The following is a 20,326-nucleotide window of genomic DNA, read 5'->3' as shown; positions in this document are numbered from 1 at the left end:
GCGCCGGTGCTACTCGCCGCGGGAGGCGCCCTGCCGGGCCGGGTTCACGCCGAACGTCCTCTTGAACGCCTTGGTGAAGTGGCTGCTGTCCGCGAAGTTCCAGCGAGCGGCGATCTCGGAGACCGTCCACGTGGTGGACATCAGCTCCGACCTCGCCCGTTCGAGGCGTCGCTCGCGCACGTAGCCCATCACCGAGATCTGTTCGCCCGAGAAGGCGCGGTGCAGTGTCCTGAGAGAGACGTTCAACGCGGCGGCGATGGTTTTCGGGCTCAGCCCGGGGTCGACGAGCAGGCGGGTCTCGATGAGACCCTTCGCGGCTCTCACGAGCGCCGGGTGCAGTTGGGGGTCGTCGCCGACCTGGCCGTCGACGAGGCCCTGGAAGAGCTCGATCGTCGCGTTGCGCGTCGTCGCGGCGTCACTGCCGCCCAGTTCGAGGCAGGTGCGCACGTGAGCCAGCAGCAAGCGGGCAGGCGGTGACGACATGTCCGCGCCGAGAGCGGTGGTGCGGGCCGGCAGCCGGAGCTCGCGGATGGGGAGCGACAGCATGATCGCGTGGGTGCCGTGCTCGACCTCGAAGTCCCACGGCAGGTCGTTCTTGCGCACGCACAGCCTGCCCGGTCCCACCGGGATGTCCTCGCGCTCCGTCCGGAACCGCCACGAGCCCCGCAGGGTGAAGTGCGTGACCACGCGGTCCGCGATGTGACCGTGCGAACCGCCGGTGCTGCCCAGCGTGGCGTCGCTGTACTGGTTCTCGATGACGACGTCGAGCACGGCGGCTCGCCTGATCCGGACGGAGTACGACCTCCGGTCGAGCCGCGGCAGGGCGAAGGGCGGAATGGGGACGAGGTCACCGGCCTGGGCCAGCCACTGTTCGGCCAGCAGGTGGTTCGCCTTGTCGTGGTAGTAGGGAACGGTGATGTCGATTACCGGGTGACCGTGGGTGTCGAGTGGCATGTGCGACCCCCGGAGCTGCGGAAACGGAGGGCAGCACTGTAACCCGCGGCTGCCAGGATGTCACCGGGGCCGCAGTGGCAAGTCCGGCCGTGAGACGGCAGCCCGGCGCAGGTGGTTGAAACTTCAGCGGGCGCGGTAGGGTTCGGGGGAGACGAGGCCCCGGTCGCGGAGGACGACATGCCGAAGACCCGATGGCTGGACGACGAGGAGCAGGCGACCTGGCGCAGTTTCATCATCGCCAGCAAGCTCATGATGGACCGGGTCGAGCGCGACCTGAAACGTCAGTCGGGGCTCTCCTTCTCCTACTACGACGTGCTGTCGAGGTTGTCCGAAGCGCCAGGGCGGTCCATGCGCATGGCGGACCTCGCGGCGGCGTGCGTGTTCGACCGCAGCAGGCTGAGCCACACGATCGACCGCCTGGCGCGGGACGGCTGGGTCCGCCGGGAGGACGCGGGCGGCGACGGCAGGGGTCAGAACGCCGTTCTCACCGCGGAGGGGCTCAAAGAGGTGAGGCGTGCCGCGCGGCAGCACGTCGAGCAGGTTCGCGAGCTCGTCTTCGACCGTCTCAGCCACGAGCAGCAGCAGTCGCTGCGGGAGATCAGCACGTTGCTGGCGACCGGGATGGCCGATGGCGCCGCCCTCGCCAGAATGGGCTGGCCCGGCGAGTGACGCGAGGACTCCGGCCGGCGCTTCGGTGCGCCGTGCCGTCGCAGTCCTGAGTCCGGTGCGGGCAGGTCGTGGTGGGCGGACGAGAGGTCAGCGCTCCGCTTCGGGCGTGCCCGAGGTGAACCTGGAGCAAAAGTCGAGGTCGGCACGAAGCCGCGCCACGGTGGCGGATCATCCGCGTTCGGGTGTCCGGGATCTGACACCTTCCACTCCCACGCTGTTGAAATTTCAGCGTCTGGGCTAGGCTGGGCCGACAAGCTGAACTTTCAACTACTGTGGGTCGTGCCCGCCCTCGAGCAGGGCACCTGTCTCGTGCCCGGAGGTCAGCCCGCGGGCGCGGGGATCTGTCAACACCATCTGGAGGTTCGACGTGAAAAAACGAGTTCTCGCCGCGTTCGCGGCACTGGGCATGGCCCTGGTCGTCGCGCCGGTCACCGCGCAGGCATCGGCCCCGGCGTCGAGCCCGACGGCCTGTGAGCCCGGCGTGGCCTGCTTCTACGACTCGGTCCGGGCGAACACCGTGCCGAAGAAGTACGGCAACCCGAGCACTACCTGCACGGCTCTGCCTTTCGTCGCCAAGGCGCTCATCAACGCCACCGAGCGCCGAATCGCCCTCTACGAGGACACGGCCTGCACTCAGCTCGTCCTGGTCGAGCCCGCCAACAACTTCCACAGCTACCCGAGCCACGAGGTGCGGGCGTTCCGCGCCCTCTGACACCGAACGCCGGTGCGCCGCTCGCGAGGGCGGCGCACCGGCGCAGGACGTGTTCGAGGAGTTTTGCGACGCGGGGTGGAGCTCGGCATGTCAGCTCCACCCCGCGTCCACCCCGCATGCGGGAGGGGGTGTGGACCGCGTGCGGGGTTGGGGGGACAGTCACTGCGGGCGGAAGTGTCGATCGCGGGCGTCCCGAACACAAGCACCGCGACGAGGTGGTGCACTCCGAGTGCCATGATCACTGCTCCGCAGGGCACCGCAGGTGCTTCGGCGTCGTGGCTCGTCACTCGAAAAGTGCCCCTTGGCGCCGAGTACGAGCCCCTTTGAGTCCTCAGTGGACATCGGCGGGCCGCGCACGCGCTTCACTGTGCGAGTCCTTTTCCTTGCCAGCTAGGAACTCAAGTGATCAAGAGCGCTCGGTTCGCGCTGTCCCGCGCGATCGAAGTAGTACTCATCGCCCTCGGCGTCATGGTCTTCATCTCGGCAGAACAGGTCTGGACGGCGGCGTGGGACGTCGTCGCCGTCATCTACCTCGGCGTCCGCATCGCGCGTGTCCGCGCCAGCAGGCGCGGCAAGCAGTCCGACGACTGGTTGCGCTTGGCACTCGGCCCGCGTGCGGGCCTGTGGTTCACCGTCTTCAGCGGAATCGTGGGCATCACCGCGGGTGTCTCCATCGTCATGGGAGTCGGTGACGCCGGAGACGAGGCCGACCTGGTCAACAAGCTGATCTCGGTTCCGGCCGTGCTCCTGGCGTGGGCGATCCTCCACTTCGGCTACGCGGAGCGCTACGCCCAGGCCTACTTCGCGGCTCTGCCGGAGGAGATCCTGGTCTTCCCGGGATCGCCCCGGCCCACCTACGCCGACTTCACGTACTTCGCCTTCACGACCGGCACCACCTTCGCGGTGTCGGACGTCGAGACGAACGGTCCGGCGATCCGGGTTCGGGTGCTGGCACACGGCGTGCTTTCGTTCATCTACAACACGATCACGCTCGGTATCGCGATCGGTGTGATCACCGGTGACTAGGACCTGAGCCGGGTCGTCGCGTCACACCTGTGGTCCGGGTGTGATGCGGCGAGCGGTGTCATCACCGGATCGCGTTGTCGCGGTACGGCGATGCCTTCGGTCCCGCGAAAGGGGCGGGGTTCCCGTCCTGCAGCTCGAGCAGGCAACGAGACGTTCCCGTCCGCGTCATCACCGAGGCCAGTCGGTCCACCGCGCGCACGCTCGCCGTGAACCACCGGTGATCCAGCCGCTGCTCGGCGAGCACGCCCTCGAGCTCGGCGAGGGCCTGCCTGGCGCCGGCCGCGTCGGGTTGCCGGAACGCCACGAACATGTGGTGTTTCCGGAAGAGCGAGTGAAGTCCTTTGAGCGCCTCGCGTTGCACCACCAGCGCCCGATCGGTCTCTCCTGCCATGTAGAGCGTACGAGCCAGCAGGAAGCTCTGCGTGGCGAACTGCTCCTCGAAGCTGTAGGGCAGTCGCCCCCAGTCGGCATCGGTGAGTTCCAAGATCAATTTCAGTGCGGACTCGTGCAGTTCCGCCGCTTTGTGGTACTCACCAAGCCATTCGTACGCCCCGGTCAAGTGCTCGATCTTGCGCAGCAGCTTGAGCGTCGCGCCGGAGTCGTAGTCCGCGGTCAGGGTCCTGAGCAGGGTGTCCACCACATCGCTGTAGCGCCCGGCCTTCACGTGCGAGAGGGCGGTGACCTCCCGCAGAGCTTCTTCCTGGTGGTGGGACGCGGTTGCGCGGAACAGGGCGCACGCTTTCCCGGCGTGGTCGAGTCCGGCCTCCGCCTGGCCGATGTAGATCAGCCAGTTGGCGGCCTGCAGGTGCGCGTAGCCCTCTGCCTGGCGGTCGCCGCTCGCCTCGAACGCCTGGATCGCGGCCCTCAGGTGCCGTGCGCCGGACTTCACGTCGCCGAGCATGGCTGCGGCCCTGGCGAGGCCCCTGCGGGCGTAACCGGTCGCCAGCCGATCGCCGGCGCTCTTCGCCCACGCCAGGGCGAGCTCGTTGACCGCCGCCATCTCCTGCCACAGGAACGCCTGGTCGAGGTAGTAACGCAGGTACCACGCCAGTTGCCAGGACAACGATTCGAGACCCCACCTGGTGGCGAAGTCGAACAGCGAGAGCAACGTGTCGCGCTGGAACGCGAACATGTCGAAAGCCGACAGCAGGTCGTCGACGGACTGCGCGGTCACGCCGGGTGGGAGTTGCGGGAGGTCGGGCAGGTCGTCGGTCGCCAGCAGTTGCAGCGACGCGCTCCGCGTCAGGACGAGGTAGTGCCCCAGGAGGCGGTGGCACGCCGCCCGCTGCTCCTCGACGTCAACGGTGTCCTCCAGGACCTCGGCCGCGTACTCCCTCAGCAGGTCGTGCCAGCTGAACTGACCGGGCCCGTCCTCGTTGATCAGGCACAGGGCGCTCAACTCCCGCAGCACGGCCCTGGCGCGCGGCACCGACAACGCGGTCAGGCTCGCGACCGCGGGCGTGGTGGTCCGGCTCAACGGCAACAGGGCGAGCAGCCTGAACGTCCGCGCGGCTTCCGGGCTCAGGGCGCGGTACGACCACGACAACACCGTGCGGACGTCACTGCGCGGATCGTCGGTGGACAGGAAGTCCAGGCCGGGCTCGACCTCGCTGGTGAGCTGGTCGGCGATGTCCGAGAGCCGCAGCTTCGGATTGCTCGCGATCCGGGCGGCCGCGACGGCCAGGGCAAGCGGCAGGTGCGCGCACATCGTGGCGATCGTCCGCACCGCCGGCAGTTCCCGGAGCACGCGCTGTTCACCGAGCCGGTGCGTCATCAACGCCACCGACTCCTCCATGTCGAGCAGACCGATCTTGGTCGAATGCGCCCCGGTCGACGCGACCAGCGAGGTCAGCTCCCTCCTGCTGGTGATCACCACCAGGCAGCCGGGCGCCGCCGAGAGCAGGGGGAGCACCTGCTTGCTGTCCCTGGCGTTGTCCAGGACCACCAGTGCCCGGCGCTCGGCCAGGACACCGCGGTACAGCGCGATCAGACCGTCGAGTCCGGACGGCCTGTTCGCCGACGGCAGGTCCAGGGCGTCCAGCAGCTCGTGGAGCACCTCCGCCGGATCACGGGCGGCGTCCTCGCTCTCGAAGCCGCGCAGGTTCACGAAGAACTGACCGTCCGGGAAGGACGACGCGACCCGGCTCGCCCACTGCACCACGAACGTGGTCTTGCCGACCCCCGCGGTGCCGTGCACGATGACGGTCCTCGGTGCCGTCGTGTCGTCCAGCACGGAGTTCAGCTCCCGCAGCTCCGCTTCCCGGCCGGCGAACACCGGCAAAGCCGCCGGCATCAGCGCCGAACGCGCCATCGGCGCGCTGTGACCGGGCGCAGGCGCGGTGGCGGCCGACAAAGCCGGGTCCGCCCGCAGGACCCTGGCGTACAGCTCGCGCAACGCGGGGCTCGGCTCCACACCGAGCTCTTCCCGCAGTGTCGTGCGCAGCTTCTCGTACACGGCGAGAGCCTCGGCGGGCCTTCTCTCCCGGCACAACGCGCGGATGAGCAACTCGTGCACGCGCTCCCGGAGGGGTTCCGCCTCCGACATGGCCATCAGCTGGTCCAGGACGTCGACCCGTCCGCCGAGATCGAGCTGGTGCTCGGACAGCAACTCGACGGTCCGCACGGCGAGCCGGCCGAGCCGGCGGCGCTCCGTCTCAGCCCAGTCGCCGGGGATCCCTCTCAGCGGTTCGTCTCTCAACTCGGTCACGGCGGCGTGCAGCAACGCCACCGCGCGGTGGCGGTCGTGAGCGGTGGCCGCCGCCTCCGCGGCGCGAACCAGGCGCAGGAAGCGGCTCAGGTCCAGCTGGTCGTCCGCCAGCACCAGCTGGTAACCGTTCCCCTCCGACCGGAGAACGGCGCCATCCGGGGCGGCGTCGCCGTTCAGCAGCTTCCGCAACCGGTAGACATAGGTGCGCACCGTTCCTCTCGCCGCTTGAGGAGCCCTTTCTCCCCACAGCGCGTGGATGATCTCCGGTGCCTGGACCGCGCGGCCTTCGGCCAGGAGGAGGACGGCGAGGGTGAGCCGCTGCTGCGGTGACCCGAGATCCAGCTCGGCTTTGTCCCGCCATGCTCGTACCGTGCCGAACACGGAGAACGTGAGACCTGGTCGGCAAGCAGCGATCTCTTCGTCGGAAGATCGAACGAGAGGCCACATGCTTGTGATGGTAGTGCGCACAACGCGTGGCGGCGGCGCGGTGAACGGGGAGTCTGCTCGCTGCGAGCAGGTTCGGGGCTGACGAATCCTGGTACCCGCCGGTAATGACGCGTTCCGGAGTGGTGCCCGGCGCACAGGTGAGCGGGAAGTCGCGTGCGGGGCTTCCGGTTCATGCCTGCGGTCTCGTGTGGACGCATCGGAAGGGGTCGTCGCGTCCCGGAGTGCCGCTTCTCCTGCGCCGAGGCTCGTGTCCACCGGCGGTGCGGTCTCGGGGGAACTGTTCGACGCGGCCGGCTGGTTGGCGCAACGGATGCAGGGGATCCGCGGTCACGACACGTGCGCGGTCGTATGGCACGGCTTCTTCCGGGGTTACCTGAACCCCCGCGGGCAGAACGAGATCGAGGACGTCCTGCTCCCGTGAGGACGTGGAGGTGGACGACCGGGCCGGGCGAGGTGGGGGAGCACTCGCCTGGCCCGGTCGTGGCACAGGGGGAGAGGGGTGTCCCCGGTCCTGGGAAGTGCGGTCAGCGAGCCGCGCGGATGATCAGGTCCGTGACGGCCCCCGGCTCGGACACCGCGACCGCGTGCGAGGCGCGGGGAAGCTCGACGACGCCGCGTGCCTTGGCGCGCTCGGCCATGAACTTCTGCGCCTGCAACGGGATCGTCCTGTCCTTGCCGGTCAGCAGGAACCAGGACGGGACGTCGTGCCAGGCCGGCTCGCCGGAGGCCTCGGCCAGCGCGGCTTCGCGCACCGGTCGCTGCGTCGCGGCGGCGAGCTCCGCCGTCTCGCGGTCGACGTCCGCGGCGAAGTAGGAGCGGAACTTGTCCTGCTGGATCACCAGGTCGTGGTCGCCGTCGCCCAGGTCGATCTTGTCCAGCGCCTCGCCGAGCACGTTGCCGGGGTACTTGTTCGCCAGGTCGAACGTGCTCTCGCCGGACTCCGGCGCGAAGGAGGCGATGTAGACGAGGCCCTTCACGTTCGGGTTCCCGGTGGCCGCGTTCGACAGCACCATGCCCCCGTAGGAGTGACCGGCGATCACGACGGGGCCGTTGATCGTGCCCAGCACCTTGCGCACGTACGCGGCGTCACCGCTGAGCGAGCGCAGCGGGTTGGCGACGGCGACGACGGGATAGCCCTTGCGCTTCAGGCGTTCCACGACGCCGTTCCAACTGGCCGACTCGGCGAACGCGCCGTGCACCAGCACGATGGTCGGTTTCGGTGACTTCGGGGGTCTTTGGTCCGCCGTCGCCGACGGCACCACCGCCGACATGGCGAGCATGGCCGCGGCCAGCGCGAGAACCTTCCGGAAGCGCATTGCTCTTCCTTTCGTCGAGCACCACCTCGCGATGATGCGGTGTGTGCGATTAGATCGTGTGCGATTAAATCCGGTGCGGGCGATCCGAATGAGCGATGTGTTCGGAGTCTTCTCAGTGTGAGGCGTTGTGCTGCAGCCTCTGCAGCGCACTGCGCAGAACGACGAGCTCCTCGTCGTCCATCTCCAGTGCCGCACGCAGCTTCTCCGTCAGCGCGGTGACGATCCACCGCAGTGCGCGGCCCTCGCCGGTGAGTTCGACGTGCACCCAGCGCTTGTCGCCCGGTCGGTTCCTGCGCCGCAGGAACCCGTTGTTCTCCAGCCTTCTGACGAGCGGTGACAAGGTGCTGTAGTCGAGGCCCAGCTCCTGCACGAGCTCGCGGATCGGGCGCTGGTCCTGTTCCCACAGCAGTGCGAGCACCAGGAACTGCGGATAGGTGATGCCCGCCCGGTCGAGGACCGGGCGGTAGAGGCTCGTGACGGCGCGTGCTGCCGCGAACAGGTTGAAGCAGAGCAGGTCGGAGACCCTCGGATCTGCTCTGGTGTCAGCGGTGCACGTTTCCGTCACGCCGCCGAGAGTGCGGTGGTGCCGAGCAAGAACGCAACGCGTCCGCCGCTCAGTGGCCAGGGGTGTCCTGTTTGCTGCACTTCCGGGGTCTTCGCAGGTGGACGTGGTCACGGATGGAGCATGGCTCCGCACTGTGCGTTCAGGGGAAGCCGGGCGGCACGGTGGCAACGGCACCGAGCTCCACGAAGGGATCCGTTCTGCGGCGTGCACGTCCTGCCCCGAGGAGGACGAGAAAGTCCTGGCGCAGCGTGTCCCGAGCAGTGGATGTCACCGATCTTCGGCGTTCTCACCGGACGTTCCGTGTGGACCGAGTGCGGCGCGAAAGGGCATCTTGTGATGCCCTCGGGGTCCCCGGGTTCGCGGGACGAACGGGCGTGGTGTGACACCGCCATAGCCTCGCCGGAGTGACGACACAGTCTGTTGAGCGGTGCGCCTGCTGTGGGGCCGCGCTCAGCAACCCGGATCGCGTCGACGTCACCGTGGGGCTGCCGGACGGCGTGGTTCCCAGCGCGGAGAGCAACGCCAACGCGGCTTTTCTGCGGGTACCCACCGGGCAGGCGTTCGTCCGGTGCCTGCTGCCCGTCGCGCTCACCGGCGGCACGACCATGACCTACACGGCGTGGATGGAAACGCGGCAAGCCGACTTCGAGCGCGCGGTCGAAGCGTGGCGGGGCTCCTCCTGGGACGGCACGGTCCTGCACGGCACACTGGGCAACGACCTCAAGCCGTGGACGGAGTCGTTGCGCGGCGCGGAAGTCATGGCGACGGTTCGCGCGGTGGACGAGCCTCCGACGATCACGAACTCCGAGCACCCGCTGCTGCGCCGCGTGCTCACCGAGACGTGGGACCGCGACACCTTGCTGAGCTGGTTCCCGGGCCCTCTGCCGCTCGCGATCCGTGTGAGGGTCGACCGGCACTGGAGCGTCGAGCGCGGAGAAGGCATGGTGGCCGCGCTGGGCAAGGGCGGGTGGCGGTTCGGAAGCCCCGGTCGCTCGGTGTTCGTCGACGTGCTGACCGACCCCCTGCAACGCCCTGCCGGCGAGTACCTGGGCGAGTTGCTGGCGAACGCGCCCGAGGTGCCGCGGGACCAGTCGCTGCACGTGCCCACCGCTGTCGACATCACCCACGCCTTCTGGGTGGAGACGGTGGCCGACGGGCGTTCACAGCACGACTTCTACGCGCACGTGGTGCGTCAAGGCACCGCGCTGAGCCTGGGTGCGTTCTACAGCGACCCGGGCGACCACAAGTGGGCTCTGCACGTTCTGCGGTCGGTTCGCCATCACGTCTGAGAACGCAGGTGGACGGCGGACGTCGACGGGGTCTGCAGGTGCCCACAATCAGGTCGTCTTCGGGCACTGTCGTTGCGAACGCCGTTTTTCGTGATTAGCGTCGATTTCGGGTGCGGCAAGCCTCTGCTGTTGAAGCACGCCTGTGGCGGCCGCACCTTCTGCGCCGCTTCGCCGGACCGATCGCCTAGTTGCATCATGACGATGTTTCGACGGCTCCTGTCCGCATTCTTGCGCGTTGATCCGATGATCCGTGACATCACATGAGGGAGTTGAGTAGCGATGACCAGTGCCGAAACCTCGGTAACCCGGGAGGGAATGGCACGCGCGGCAGACCGGATGGAAGCGACCCTGCGTCGCGTCCAGTCCGAGCGCGGCGATGTCGAGCGCAGCGTCACCACGCTCTTCGGAAGCTTCACCGGTGGCGCGGCCACGACGTACCGGCAGGCCATGAACGGTTGGTACAACAACGTTCAGGAGATCGAGAACGCCCTGTCCGACATGATCAGGATCATGCGGGAGGGCTCCCAGACCGTCGCCAAGAGCGCCGCCGACACCGAAGCCGATGCGGCGGAGGGTGCCGCGAGGATCACCGCCGGCCCGGTCGGCCTGGCCAACCTGTGACCGCAGAACTCCCCGCACGGTTCGCGCATCCGGAAAGGATCGATCGATGACCCAGCCCACGTACACCTACAGCGGTGCCATCAACAACAACGTCGCCGCGGAGATGATGGACGCCAACGTGCGCGTCAAGGCGGAGTTGGACCAGATGCACGCTGACCTCCAGGCCTCTTTGAGCGCCTGGCAGTCGCCCACTTCCAAGTCGCAGTACGAGGCGCGGAAGAGGCGCTGGGACAGTGCCGCGAGCTCGATGCCCATTTCGCTGCAGGCCGCGTCGGACACTCTCCAGAACATGACGACTCGCATGAACAACACCGAGACGGCTCTGACCGACGGCTGGGCCTAGGCGTCGCCGCCGGCCGGTCGCGCATTCTCGCGGTGCGTGGAACCGCGGCCGGAGTCCAGTCCTCCCGGCCGGGTTCCACGCGCTGCTCCTCATCCGGCCGTCGTCTCAGCACCCCCCTTCGTTGAATCTCAGGAAGGTGTGACGAATGGTCAACGATGCCATGAACATCGCGACGACCGACAACATCAAGAGCAGGGAACAGCAACCGGACGGCAGCATCCTGATCACCTACGACAACGGTGATACAGCTGTCTCCAACAGCCCCAACAAGATGGCCCCGCCAGATCCGAACAAGACGCCCGACACCAGCACTGCGGAGCCCATCAAGTGGGACAACAGCCTGGGAGTCGATCCGGCTCGCCAGGGTCCTCCGGTTCCCGGTGGCGTGGACAGCCCGGGCAAGGGCGTCACCAGGATCAACGTCGAGGCCGTCAAGCACTTCGCCAACAACGTGAGAAGCCTGATCCCCGAGGTGAAGAAGGCGATCGACGAGCTGGAAGGGCTGCGGGACTTCGGTCCTGGCAACTTCGGTGCCGCGCACCGGTTCAGGGACAAGGTGTTCGGAGGCAGCGAGGATGGCGTCACCCTTCGTTCCTCGACCCTGAACGTTCTCCTCGACACGCACTCGATCCTCGAGTCGATCGTGCTGCGGTGTGACGAGATCGTGAAGACCTACAAGACGGCGGAGCAGCTCACCGAACTCGACGCGGAGGAGTTCACCGGCATGGTGAGCAAGGTCCAGGGAAGTGTTGCCGGGATGAACCTCGGCACGGGTGGCTGACCCGCCCGGCCGGTGACGTCCGGTGGGGTTCTCGTGCCCGGGCAAGCTCGTTCCGCGCTTCCGCGCGGTGATCGTTTCCGTTTCCTGCCAGGAGTCGTCGCCAGCCGTGCTGGCTTTCTCAGTAAAGGTGTGGGTGTGCGCGATGCCTCCCGGCGTGTATGACAAAGACGGGTTCAAGATCGGCCCCGGTGGTGGGGTCTTCGCGGACCCCACCGTCGAGATGACTGACTCCAGGGACTTCGAGAGCTGGGACTGGAAGCAGATCAGGGCCGCCGTGGTCGGCTATGCCGCCACGCCCCGTGATGCCCGGCCGACCAGCGTGCCCTACGCCGATCCCAACTCGATCCGTCACGCCGCGACGGTCTTCAACCGTGCGCGCGACACATTGCAGTTCGTGAGTGACAACCTCCGGCTGCAGGTCGAGGCTCTCGCCGGCGAGAACGGGGCGTGGCAAAGTCCCGCGGCCGAGGTGTTCCGCTCGATCAACCTCCACCTGGCCGCGAACCTCCAGGCCAAGGCCGACCAGATCAACGGCGGCGAGGTCACGGGTGAGAGGAGCGTTCCGGCCCAGCTCTGGCGTGCCGGCAACTACCTGGAGTGGGCCCAGAACGAGATCAAGAGGATCGACTCCTACTACGCCAGCTACGTCCGGTCCCAGGGCGGCGCGAGGATGACCAACCAGCTCACCAAGGTGTCGGCGTTCCCTGAGCTCGTTGATCAGATGGCCGAGGACATGAAGAAGGTCGTGCGGCTCCTCGCCAACGAGTACGACGTCAACACCGCGAGCGTCGTGGTGCCCAGCGCGGTCGACTTCAGGCCGAAGGGCCCCGGCACCGGTGACGGCCCCGGCGGCGACGGGAACGACCTGCCGGACGATCTGAACATCGATCCGCCACCTCCAGCGGACAACACCGGTGGCGGTGACGGAACCCGTGGGAACACACCACCGCCCCCTTTGAACATCGGTCCGCCGCCCGGTGCGGATCTGGGCGGTGACGGTGGCGGTACCGGTGGTGGCAACAACTTCCGTCCGCCGCCGAGCCTGAACGTGGAGCCGCCGCCGGGACTCGACCTGTCGGGTGGTGACGGTGGTGGTGGTACCGGTGGTGGCAACGACTTCCGTCCGCCGCCGAGTCTGAACGTGGAGCCGCCGCCGGGGCTGGACCTGTCGGGTGGCAACACCGGTGGTGGCGACGGGCTGCCTCTGCCTCCCGGCCTGGACCTGAGCCCGCCCCCTGGTGCGGACGTCGGCACAGGGGGCAACAACGCTGGGGGAACGGGTGGTCTGGGTCTGCCTCCCGCCATGAACATCGCTCCGCCGCCCGCGGCGGACGGTGGTACTCGTGGTGGTGGTTCGGGTGGGGGCACGGCTTTGCCGAAGCCGCCGCCGCTGTCCCTAAACACGCCTCCCGGCGTTGGCTCCGGTACGGGGAACGACTCCATCGGCCGTCCGCCGCAGCTCGACATCGAGGCACCGCCCGGTGCCGGGTCCGGTACGGGGAACGACTCCACCGGCCTGCCGCCGCAGCTCGACATCGAGACACCTCCCGGTCTCGGCACCGGTGACGACCGCGGTGGCACGAACCTGCCCCCGGCCGCGCCGATGATGCCTCCCGCAGGAGCAGGAGGTGGTGCGCCGGCAGGCGCGAACGCGGACCGTCCGGACTCGTCCGGTCTCCTGGGCGGGCTCGAGGAGCCCTGGAAGGCGGGGTCGCTGCCGCCTGCCATCGATCCCAGCGGAACCGAACCGCCCGCGGTGAAGCCGGAGGACTGGGCTGCCTCACCGTCGAGCGGCTCGAGCGGTGGCTTGGGCGGTGGCCTGGGTTCGCAGGTTCCGCCGCCGATGATGCCGCCCGTGGCGGGTGGTCAGCCGCCTGGCGCGACCGGGGATCGCCCGGACTCGTCCGGGTTGCTCGGTGGCGAGAAGGAGTCCTGGGAAGGGACCGGGCTGCCTGTTGCCGATCTCGACGCGGCTTCGCCGCCGCCGTCGATCAAGCCGGAGGAGTGGGCTTCGGCGACCGGCGGCTCCGCCGATGCCGGAATCCGGGTACCGGCGGTCGGTGGCCCCACCACGACGGAACCGCCTGCGCTGAACCAGATCCCGGAGGCCTCGGAGCCGGCGGCGCAGCAGGTTTCCAGCGGTGGCGCCGGTGCGGGCCTCGGTTCGCAGGTTCCGCCGCCGATGATGCCGCCCGTGGCGGGTGGTCAGCCGCCCGGTGCGGCCGGGGACCGTCCTGACTCGTCCGGCCTGCTCGGCGGGCACACCGAGCCGTGGGCGGGTGCGGAGGAGGCTCGTGGGGTCGGCGGTGCGTCCGACACCCCGGCATCGGCGGCACCGGAGAAGTGGGCGGTCACGACCGCGGAGCCGGTCGTCACACCTGCCACCCCGGCCGCGGAGCCACCGCCGGCGGTGGAGGAATCCGCACCGGTGGCGCCATCCGCGCCTCCAGCCGTGACGCCGGTCGTCGCGCTCGCCCGGACTCCGGTCGAAAGTGCGGCGCCTGAACGGGAAACGGCCGTACCCGTCCTCACCGAGCAGGCTGAGAAGATCGCTCCGACCCCCGCTGCGGCACCGGCCGGGTGGGCGGCGAGTTCCGGGTTGGTCGCCGCAGGACAGGAAACGCCTCAGGCCGCCGCGGTGCTGGGCGCGAGTGCCGTCACAGCGGCGGCCGCGTTCGGCGCGATGACCGGGCCGGTTCCGGGAACACCTCCGAGTGGTCCCACGCCGCCGGGAGCCGCGCCCGCACCTTCGTCCGGGTCCGGTCCGGTCGGTTCCGGTCCGGGTCGGCCGTACCCCTCGGAGTTCCCCCACGTCGACGTGGACGGCAACGTCCAGGACGACCGCGAGGAGGACGGCGGTGGGGGACTCGTGCTCCGGGGAGGGGCCGCCGGTGCCCTGCCGGGAGTGGACTCGGTGGCGGTCGTCCGGCCGGACGACGCGGTGAAGGACGTCACCGCGTGGGACAGCGGCAACGCGGCCTTCCTCCTGTCGGGTGCGCCTCCGGCTCCTGTCGCAGCCAAGACCAACCGGTCGGGCTGGGACACCGAGCCGCGGGCTTCCGGCATCACGCTCGACTCATCCGAGCCCTGGGAGCCGGAGCCTTCGACGACGCACGCCACCTATCGGCGCCGCAGGTACGGCGAGGCCCCGTTGCTCGTCGACGACTCGGACGACGAGGTGTGGTGCGGCGACGAGTACTCCGTTCCAAAGGAGGAACGCGAGGACTTCGTGGCCGGTGAAGTCGAAAGGCTCGAGCGGCTGCGGAGGCAAGAGGCCGGCGAGGACGTCGAGGACCCCGAGGACGGCGAGGACGCGGAACCGGAGGAGCGCTCCGCCGCGGACCTGCTCAGCAGGAGCAGCGCGGCCTGGGGTGGTTCGACGGCCGCGAGCCCGATGGGAGTCCTCGAATGACGATCAAGACCAAGACGCACCGGGTGGAGTCCGTCCGATGACGACCGTGACGGTCAAACGTCCCCCCAGGGCCGCGGGTCCCGAGATGCCGGCGGGCCAGATCGAGCTGCAGGAACCCCCCGTGCTCGCCGAGCCCGCCGAGCGCGACCTGTCGTCCCTGCTGATGATCCTGCCCATGGGCCTGGGCATGATGGTCATGGTCCTGGCCTTCTCCGGAGCCGGTGGCGGCTCGCCGATGACCTACGTCATGGGCGGTGGCATGGGCATCGCGATGATCTGCATGGGGCTCGGCCAGGTGGGGCGGACCGCGGCCGAGCGCAAGAAGAAGATGGCCGCCGAGCGGCGCGACTACCTGCGCTACATCGGCCAGATGCGCGGCCGCACCCGCGCCACGGCCGACGAGCAGCGTGCGGCCGTGCTGTGGAACAACCCCGATCCCCGGTGGCTCTGGTACATCGCCGCCGGCACACGGGTGTGGGAGAGGCGCGCGAACCACGAGGACTTCGGCCGGGTCCGGATCGGCCTGGGAGCCCAGCAGGCCGCGCTGGAGCTCGTGCCGCCGACCACGAAGCCGATCGAGGACCTCGAACCGCTGTCGGCGATCTCGCTGCGGCGGTTCAGCGAGGCCTACCGGACCGTGTCCGGCATCCCGATCGCGGTCGGGCTGCGCAGCTTCACCAGCGTCGAGTTCGCGGGAGACGTGGACAAGGCCCTGCGCCTGGCGCGAGCCATGATCGCCCAGCTCGTCACGTTCCACGCACCGGACGAGCTGCGCATCGCCGTGCTCACGTCGGAAGAGACCCGCTACGAGTGGGACTGGGTCAAGTGGTTGCCGCACAACGCGCACCCGGTGGCCCGCGACGGCGCGGGCCCGATCCGGATGCTCGCCTGCGACCACGACGAGCTGATGGACCTCCTCGGCAAGGACGTCACCGACCGCAGTCCGCACGACAAGTCCGCGGCACCGAGCAACGTCGAACCGTTCGTCGTGGTGGTCGCCCACCTGGCGGTCATCCCCGAGTCCTCGCGGTTGTTCGACGTCGGACTCCGCAACGTGGTGCTGCTGGACATCACCGGCATGCTCCCCGGTGGCGCGAAGGTGATCCGCCTGACCTCCGTCGAGGACCGGATCGAGTTCCCCTCGGGGGAGGGCACCGGCGTGGCGTCGCGCGACGAGCTGAGCCTGGCCGAGAGCGAGGTGCTCGCGAGGACGCTCGCCCCCAAGCGCACCAGCGGCGCCGTGGAGCTGGTCGAGCGCTCCCTGGAGTCCGACTTCGAGCTCACCACCCTGCTCGGCATCCGTGACGTGAACACGTTCGACGTGAGCCTGCAGTGGCGAGGCCGCAACCCGCAGCGTGCCCGCATGGCGGTGCCGATCGGTGTGACGGAGGAAGGCGAGGTCGTCGAGCTCGACCTCAAGGAGTCGGCGCAGGGCGGCATGGGCCCGCACGGCCTGGTCATCGGTGCCACCGGTTCCGGCAAGAGCGAGCTCCTGCGGACCCTCGTGCTGGGCCTCGCGGCGACGCACTCGTCGGAGATCCTCAACCTGGTCCTGGTCGACTTCAAGGGCGGTGCGACCTTCCTGGGGATGGACCGGCTGCCGCACACCTCCGCGGTGATCACCAACCTGGCGGACGAGCTGCCCCTGGTCGACCGCATGCAGGACTCGCTGAACGGCGAGATGATCCGCCGCCAGGAGCTGCTGCGGGTCAGCGGCTACCCGTCGCTGTTCGAGTACGAGAAGGCGAGGGCCGCGGGAGAGCCGCTCGCACCGTTCCCCACCCTGCTGCTCGTCGTGGACGAGTTCTCCGAGCTGCTGGCGAGCAAACCGGAGTTCATGGACCTGTTCGTCTCGGTCGGGCGGCTGGGCCGAAGCCTCGGTGTGCACCTCCTCCTCGCGTCCCAGCGCCTCGACGAGGGCAAGATCCACCGCGTCGAAGGCCACCTCTCGTACCGGATCGCGCTGCGCACCTTCTCGTCGATGGAGTCGCGCAGCGTCATCGGCGTCGCGAGCGCCTACGAGCTGCCTTCCGAGCCGGGCAACGGTTACCTCAAGATCGACCAGACGAACCTCGTCCGGTTCAAGGGCGCCTACGTCTCCGGCTCGGCGCCGGTGCCGAAGACGGAGACCGCTGTCGAGGAGAAGGCCGCCCAGGAGATCGTCCCCTTCAGCACGCACGCCAGGCCACTGCGCCAGCTCGTCGTCGAGGAGGCGGCCGAGGAGGAGAAGACCGGCGAGGCCGACAACGCCCAGGCCGGCGCGGTCAGCCTCGCCGAGGCGTTCATCGGCCGGTTGCAGGGTGCCGGTCCCGCCGCCCGCCAGGTGTGGCTGCCTCCACTCGCCGAGTCGCCGAGCCTCGACTCGCTCCTGCCCAGCGTGCTGCCCGACCCGTTCCGCGGCATGAACGTCGAGGACCGGTCGATGCAGGGCAGGCTGCGCGCTCCGCTCGGCATGATCGACCGCCCGTACGAGCAGGTGCGGGAGCTGATGGTCGCCGACCTGTCCGGTGCCGACGGCCACGTCGCCGTGGTCGGCGCCCCGCAGACGGGCAAGTCGACCCTGTTGCGCACGCTGGTGCTCTCCCTGGCGATGACCCACACGCCGTCGGAGATCCAGTTCTACGGCCTCGACTTCGCGGGCGGCGGCATCATGTCGATCGCCGGGCTGCCGCACGTCGGCTCCGTCGCGACCCGCCTGGAACACGACCGGGTCGTCCGCACCATCGCGCAGCTGCTGCTGCTGATCGAGGCCCGCGAGACCGAGTTCACGCACCGCGGCCTGGAATCCGTGGCGGCGTACCGCGAACTGCGGCGCAAGGGGGAGATCGACGACCCGTACGGCGACGTCTTCCTGATCGTCGACGGCTGGTACACGATCAAGCAGGACTACGCCGACCTCGAGCCCCGCATCAACGAGCTGGCGGTGCGCGGCCTCTCGTTCGGCATCCACGTGATCATCGGCGCCACCCGCTGGTCGGAGATCCGGCCGGCACTGCGCGACGTGATCGGCAGCAAGTTCGAGCTGCGCCTCGGTGACCCGATGGAGTCCGAGGTCGGTTCCCGCAAGGCGCAGACGGTGCCGTCCCAACCGGGCCGCGGCATCACGCCGGACGGGCTGCACTTCCTGTCCGCGTTGCCCAGGATGGACGGCAGCTCGGACACGGAGACCCTTGCCTCGGCGACCAAGGAACTGGCCGAGGAGGTCGCGACGTTCTGGCCGGGGCAGCCGGCCCCGCCCGTGCGGATGCTCCCGGCGGTGCTGCCCTCCGCCGAACTGCCGAAGCCCGTGGGGGACCTGCGGATCGCCATCGGCCTGGACGAGCAGAGGCTCGAACCGGTCTGGCACGACTTCGAGCAGAACGCGCACATGCTGGTGTTCGGCGACAGCGAGACGGGCAAGACCAACATGGTGCGGACCGTGCTGCGGTCGATCATGTCGCACTACCGGCCGGACCAGGCGAAGATCCTCCTCGGCGACCCGAACCGGCAGCTCGACGTCGACGTTCCCGAGGCCTACCGGGTGGGTTACGCCATCACCGGCGACACGCTGAAGGACCTGGTCGGCAAGGCCGCCGTCTCGATGTCGCGGCGCGTTCCCGGTGAGGACGTCAGCTCCGACCGCCTCCGGCGGCGCGACTGGTGGGAAGGGCCGCAGTTCTTCCTCGTCGTCGACGACTACGAGCTGTTCGGCATGGGCTTGGGTTCCCCGCTCGAGGCGCTGCTGCCCACGCTCGCCCAGGGCGTCTACATCGGAATGCACGTGATCATCGCGCGGAGCACCTCGGGTGCCATGCGAGCGCTCAGCGATCCGGTGATCCGCCGGATGTGGGAGCTGGGCACGCCGGGAATCGTCTTCTCCTACCCCAAGGAGGAAGGCAAGTTCCTCGGCGAGGCCATGCCCCGCAAGCTGGTGCCGGGCAGGGCACAGCTCGTGAACCGCAAGGGCGTCAGGCTCGTCCAGACGGGATTCGCGTCCGCCCCCGTCACGTCCTCCGCCGGTGGTGGGGAATGGCGGTCGTGATCGTGGTCGAGACGAACAAGAGCAGGATCAAGAGGAAGTTGTCATGACGAGTGCGCAGGCGGAACTCTGCCGCATCACCGTGTTCGGCCCGGCCGGGCGCGCGGATCTCGCCGTGCCCGTCTCGATTCCCGTGGCGAGTCTTCTGCCGGTGTTGCTCAAGCACACGACAGATCCGAACGACCACGTCGTCGGGGGCGTCGAGAGCACCGGCGAGCGGTCCTGGGTGATCCAGAGGCTGGGAGAGCCCCCTCTCGACCCGGAAGGGACTCCGGAGAACCTGGAGTGGGTGGAGGGGGAGACGTTCTACCTCCGCCCGGCGGCGAACCCGTTGCCGGAGCTGGCGTTCGACGACATCTCCGACGGCATGGCGACCGCGCTGAGCAGGCAGAAGGACCGCTGGAAGCCGGAGTTCAGCCGGTGGCTGTTCCTGACCCTGATCGTGGTGGCGACGGCTGTGATGGCCTCGCTCGCGATGCGGGCGGGCTCGACGCTGACCGCGGCGCTCACGACCGCCGTCATCGGCCTGCTGCTGGCCGGTGCGTCGATGCCGTTGTCCCGCAAGCTGGGGGACCAGCCCCTGGCACTCGTGCTCGCCGTGCCCGGTCTGGCGCACCTGGCACTCACGGGCGCTGTCGCGGCGAACGGAGCCGAGGCCGCGCTGGACCTCGACCCGAGCTCGGTCGCGCTGGGCGGGCTCACCCTGCTGGTCGCGGCGGCGACGTTGCTGGGCGCGGCGGTGCTGTGGGCGCCAGAGCTGCCGGTGACGCCTCTGGCGGTGCTCATGGGCGCGGGGCTGGTGGCGTTCGCCGGAATGCGGACCCACCTCGGCATGGGGCTCGAGCCCGCGAGCGCTGCCGGGATCTACTCCGTGACCGCGCTGGCCGTGCTGGTGGGCGTGCCGACGCTGGTGATCCGGATGGCGAAGCTGCGCGGACCTCAGCTGCCCCGCACGGCGGAGGAGCTGCAGACCGACATCGACCCGCTCGAGGCGGAGCAGATCATCGAACGCACCAAGAACGCCGACCGGTACCTGACCACGTTCATGGTCACGGCGGCTCTCGTCTTCACGTTCAGCTACCCGGTGCTCTACGACGCACCGGGGTGGGCGCCGACGACGCTCGCGGTGCTGATCACCCTCTCCGCCCTCGTCCGCTCGGGCGGCTTCCTCAACGTCTGGCAGCGGATCGCTCTCGTCGCCGCCGGCGTCGCGGGCTGCGTCGAGCTGCTGTCCGCCTTCGGCGAGTCGCTGACGCTCGGCTGGCTCCTGGTCGTGCTCGGGGTCGCGGCGGCCGCGCTGATCGCGTTCGTGCTCGCCGTGCTGCGCCCGCCGACCCGGCGCCTGGTGCCGATCTGGGTGCAGCGGGCGCAGTGGCTCGAGTCGCTCGTGGCGGCCGCCACGGTTCCGGTGCTGCTCCAGGTCCTGGGTGTGTACGCGTGGGCACGCGGATTGGCCGGGTGAGCAG

Annotated in this window: 15 protein-coding genes; 11 read left to right on the top strand and 4 right to left on the bottom strand. The window is 69.2% G+C overall.

What is annotated here, in order from left to right; genetic code table 11:
• Positions 1-9: 9 nt before the first annotated feature.
• Positions 10-954 carry a helix-turn-helix transcriptional regulator gene (locus tag BLQ91_RS22385; protein WP_090099432.1) on the bottom strand — a complete coding sequence of 315 codons (945 nt, stop codon included), beginning with the start codon at positions 952-954 and terminating at the stop codon, positions 10-12.
• 177 nt (positions 955-1,131) lie between these two features.
• On the opposite strand from BLQ91_RS22385, the gene BLQ91_RS22380 reads away from it, so the two are divergent.
• The 3 genes from BLQ91_RS22380 to BLQ91_RS22370 all read left to right on the top strand — a co-directional run bounded on the left by BLQ91_RS22380 (position 1,132) and on the right by BLQ91_RS22370 (position 3,361).
• Positions 1,132-1,623, top strand: coding sequence for a MarR family winged helix-turn-helix transcriptional regulator (locus BLQ91_RS22380; RefSeq protein WP_090099596.1), 492 nt, complete (start codon positions 1,132-1,134; stop codon positions 1,621-1,623).
• Between the two features lie 367 nt (positions 1,624-1,990).
• A complete protein-coding gene (locus BLQ91_RS22375) occupies positions 1,991-2,335 on the top strand; it encodes a hypothetical protein (RefSeq protein WP_143022762.1) in 345 nt (114 codons plus the stop codon).
• Between the two features lie 402 nt (positions 2,336-2,737).
• Complete coding sequence (locus BLQ91_RS22370; RefSeq protein WP_090099427.1) at positions 2,738-3,361, top strand: DUF1345 domain-containing protein; 624 nt, start codon at positions 2,738-2,740, stop codon at positions 3,359-3,361.
• Between the two features lie 61 nt (positions 3,362-3,422).
• Here BLQ91_RS22370 and BLQ91_RS22365 read toward each other — a convergent pair whose 3' ends face one another.
• Positions 3,423-6,449 carry an AfsR/SARP family transcriptional regulator gene (locus BLQ91_RS22365; protein WP_176959900.1) on the bottom strand — a complete coding sequence of 1,009 codons (3,027 nt, stop codon included), beginning with the start codon at positions 6,447-6,449 and terminating at the stop codon, positions 3,423-3,425.
• Between the two features lie 313 nt (positions 6,450-6,762).
• On the opposite strand from BLQ91_RS22365, the gene BLQ91_RS41550 reads away from it, so the two are divergent.
• A complete protein-coding gene (locus BLQ91_RS41550; protein WP_176959899.1) occupies positions 6,763-6,936 on the top strand; it encodes a hypothetical protein in 174 nt (57 codons plus the stop codon).
• Between the two features lie 103 nt (positions 6,937-7,039).
• Here BLQ91_RS41550 and BLQ91_RS22360 read toward each other — a convergent pair whose 3' ends face one another.
• Both BLQ91_RS22360 and BLQ91_RS22355 read right to left on the bottom strand, forming a co-directional pair.
• Complete coding sequence (locus BLQ91_RS22360; protein ID WP_218130376.1) at positions 7,040-7,786, bottom strand: alpha/beta fold hydrolase; 747 nt, start codon at positions 7,784-7,786, stop codon at positions 7,040-7,042.
• Between the two features lie 157 nt (positions 7,787-7,943).
• Positions 7,944-8,396 (bottom strand): MarR family winged helix-turn-helix transcriptional regulator, encoded by a 453-nt coding sequence (locus BLQ91_RS22355; RefSeq protein WP_090099422.1) that lies wholly within the window; start codon positions 8,394-8,396, stop codon positions 7,944-7,946.
• 404 nt (positions 8,397-8,800) lie between these two features.
• On the opposite strand from BLQ91_RS22355, the gene BLQ91_RS22350 reads away from it, so the two are divergent.
• The 7 genes from BLQ91_RS22350 (at position 8,801) to eccD (ending at position 20,322) form a co-directional block, all read left to right on the top strand.
• Positions 8,801-9,685, top strand: a complete 885-nt coding sequence (locus BLQ91_RS22350; RefSeq protein WP_090099420.1) for a DUF2199 domain-containing protein — start codon at positions 8,801-8,803, stop codon at positions 9,683-9,685.
• A 279-nt stretch (positions 9,686-9,964) separates the two neighbouring features.
• Complete coding sequence (locus tag BLQ91_RS22345; RefSeq protein ID WP_090099418.1) at positions 9,965-10,306, top strand: WXG100 family type VII secretion target; 342 nt, start codon at positions 9,965-9,967, stop codon at positions 10,304-10,306.
• Between the two features lie 46 nt (positions 10,307-10,352).
• Positions 10,353-10,649 carry a WXG100 family type VII secretion target gene (locus BLQ91_RS22340; protein WP_090099415.1) on the top strand — a complete coding sequence of 99 codons (297 nt, stop codon included), beginning with the start codon at positions 10,353-10,355 and terminating at the stop codon, positions 10,647-10,649.
• A 145-nt stretch (positions 10,650-10,794) separates the two neighbouring features.
• Positions 10,795-11,430: a hypothetical protein gene (locus BLQ91_RS22335; RefSeq protein ID WP_090099413.1), complete on the top strand. Its 636-nt coding sequence runs from the start codon at positions 10,795-10,797 to the stop codon at positions 11,428-11,430.
• 154 nt (positions 11,431-11,584) lie between these two features.
• The gene (locus BLQ91_RS22330; protein WP_143022761.1) at positions 11,585-14,842 is read left to right on the top strand and encodes a hypothetical protein; all 3,258 of its coding nucleotides are present in this window, start codon (positions 11,585-11,587) and stop codon (positions 14,840-14,842) included.
• A 37-nt stretch (positions 14,843-14,879) separates the two neighbouring features.
• Entirely contained in the window at positions 14,880-18,863 is a 3,984-nt protein-coding gene (eccCa, locus tag BLQ91_RS22325) for a type VII secretion protein EccCa (protein WP_090099409.1), read from the top strand.
• 43 nt (positions 18,864-18,906) lie between these two features.
• Entirely contained in the window at positions 18,907-20,322 is a 1,416-nt protein-coding gene (gene eccD / locus BLQ91_RS22320) for a type VII secretion integral membrane protein EccD (RefSeq protein WP_090099407.1), read from the top strand.
• Positions 20,323-20,326: the final 4 nt, after the last annotated feature.

It is taken from the genome of Lentzea jiangxiensis, from assembly GCF_900104175.1.
Lineage (GTDB): Bacteria > Actinomycetota > Actinomycetes > Mycobacteriales > Pseudonocardiaceae > Lentzea > Lentzea jiangxiensis.
The sequence above is the reverse complement of the archived record's forward strand: the minus strand, read 5'-3'. Positions and strand labels throughout refer to the sequence as shown.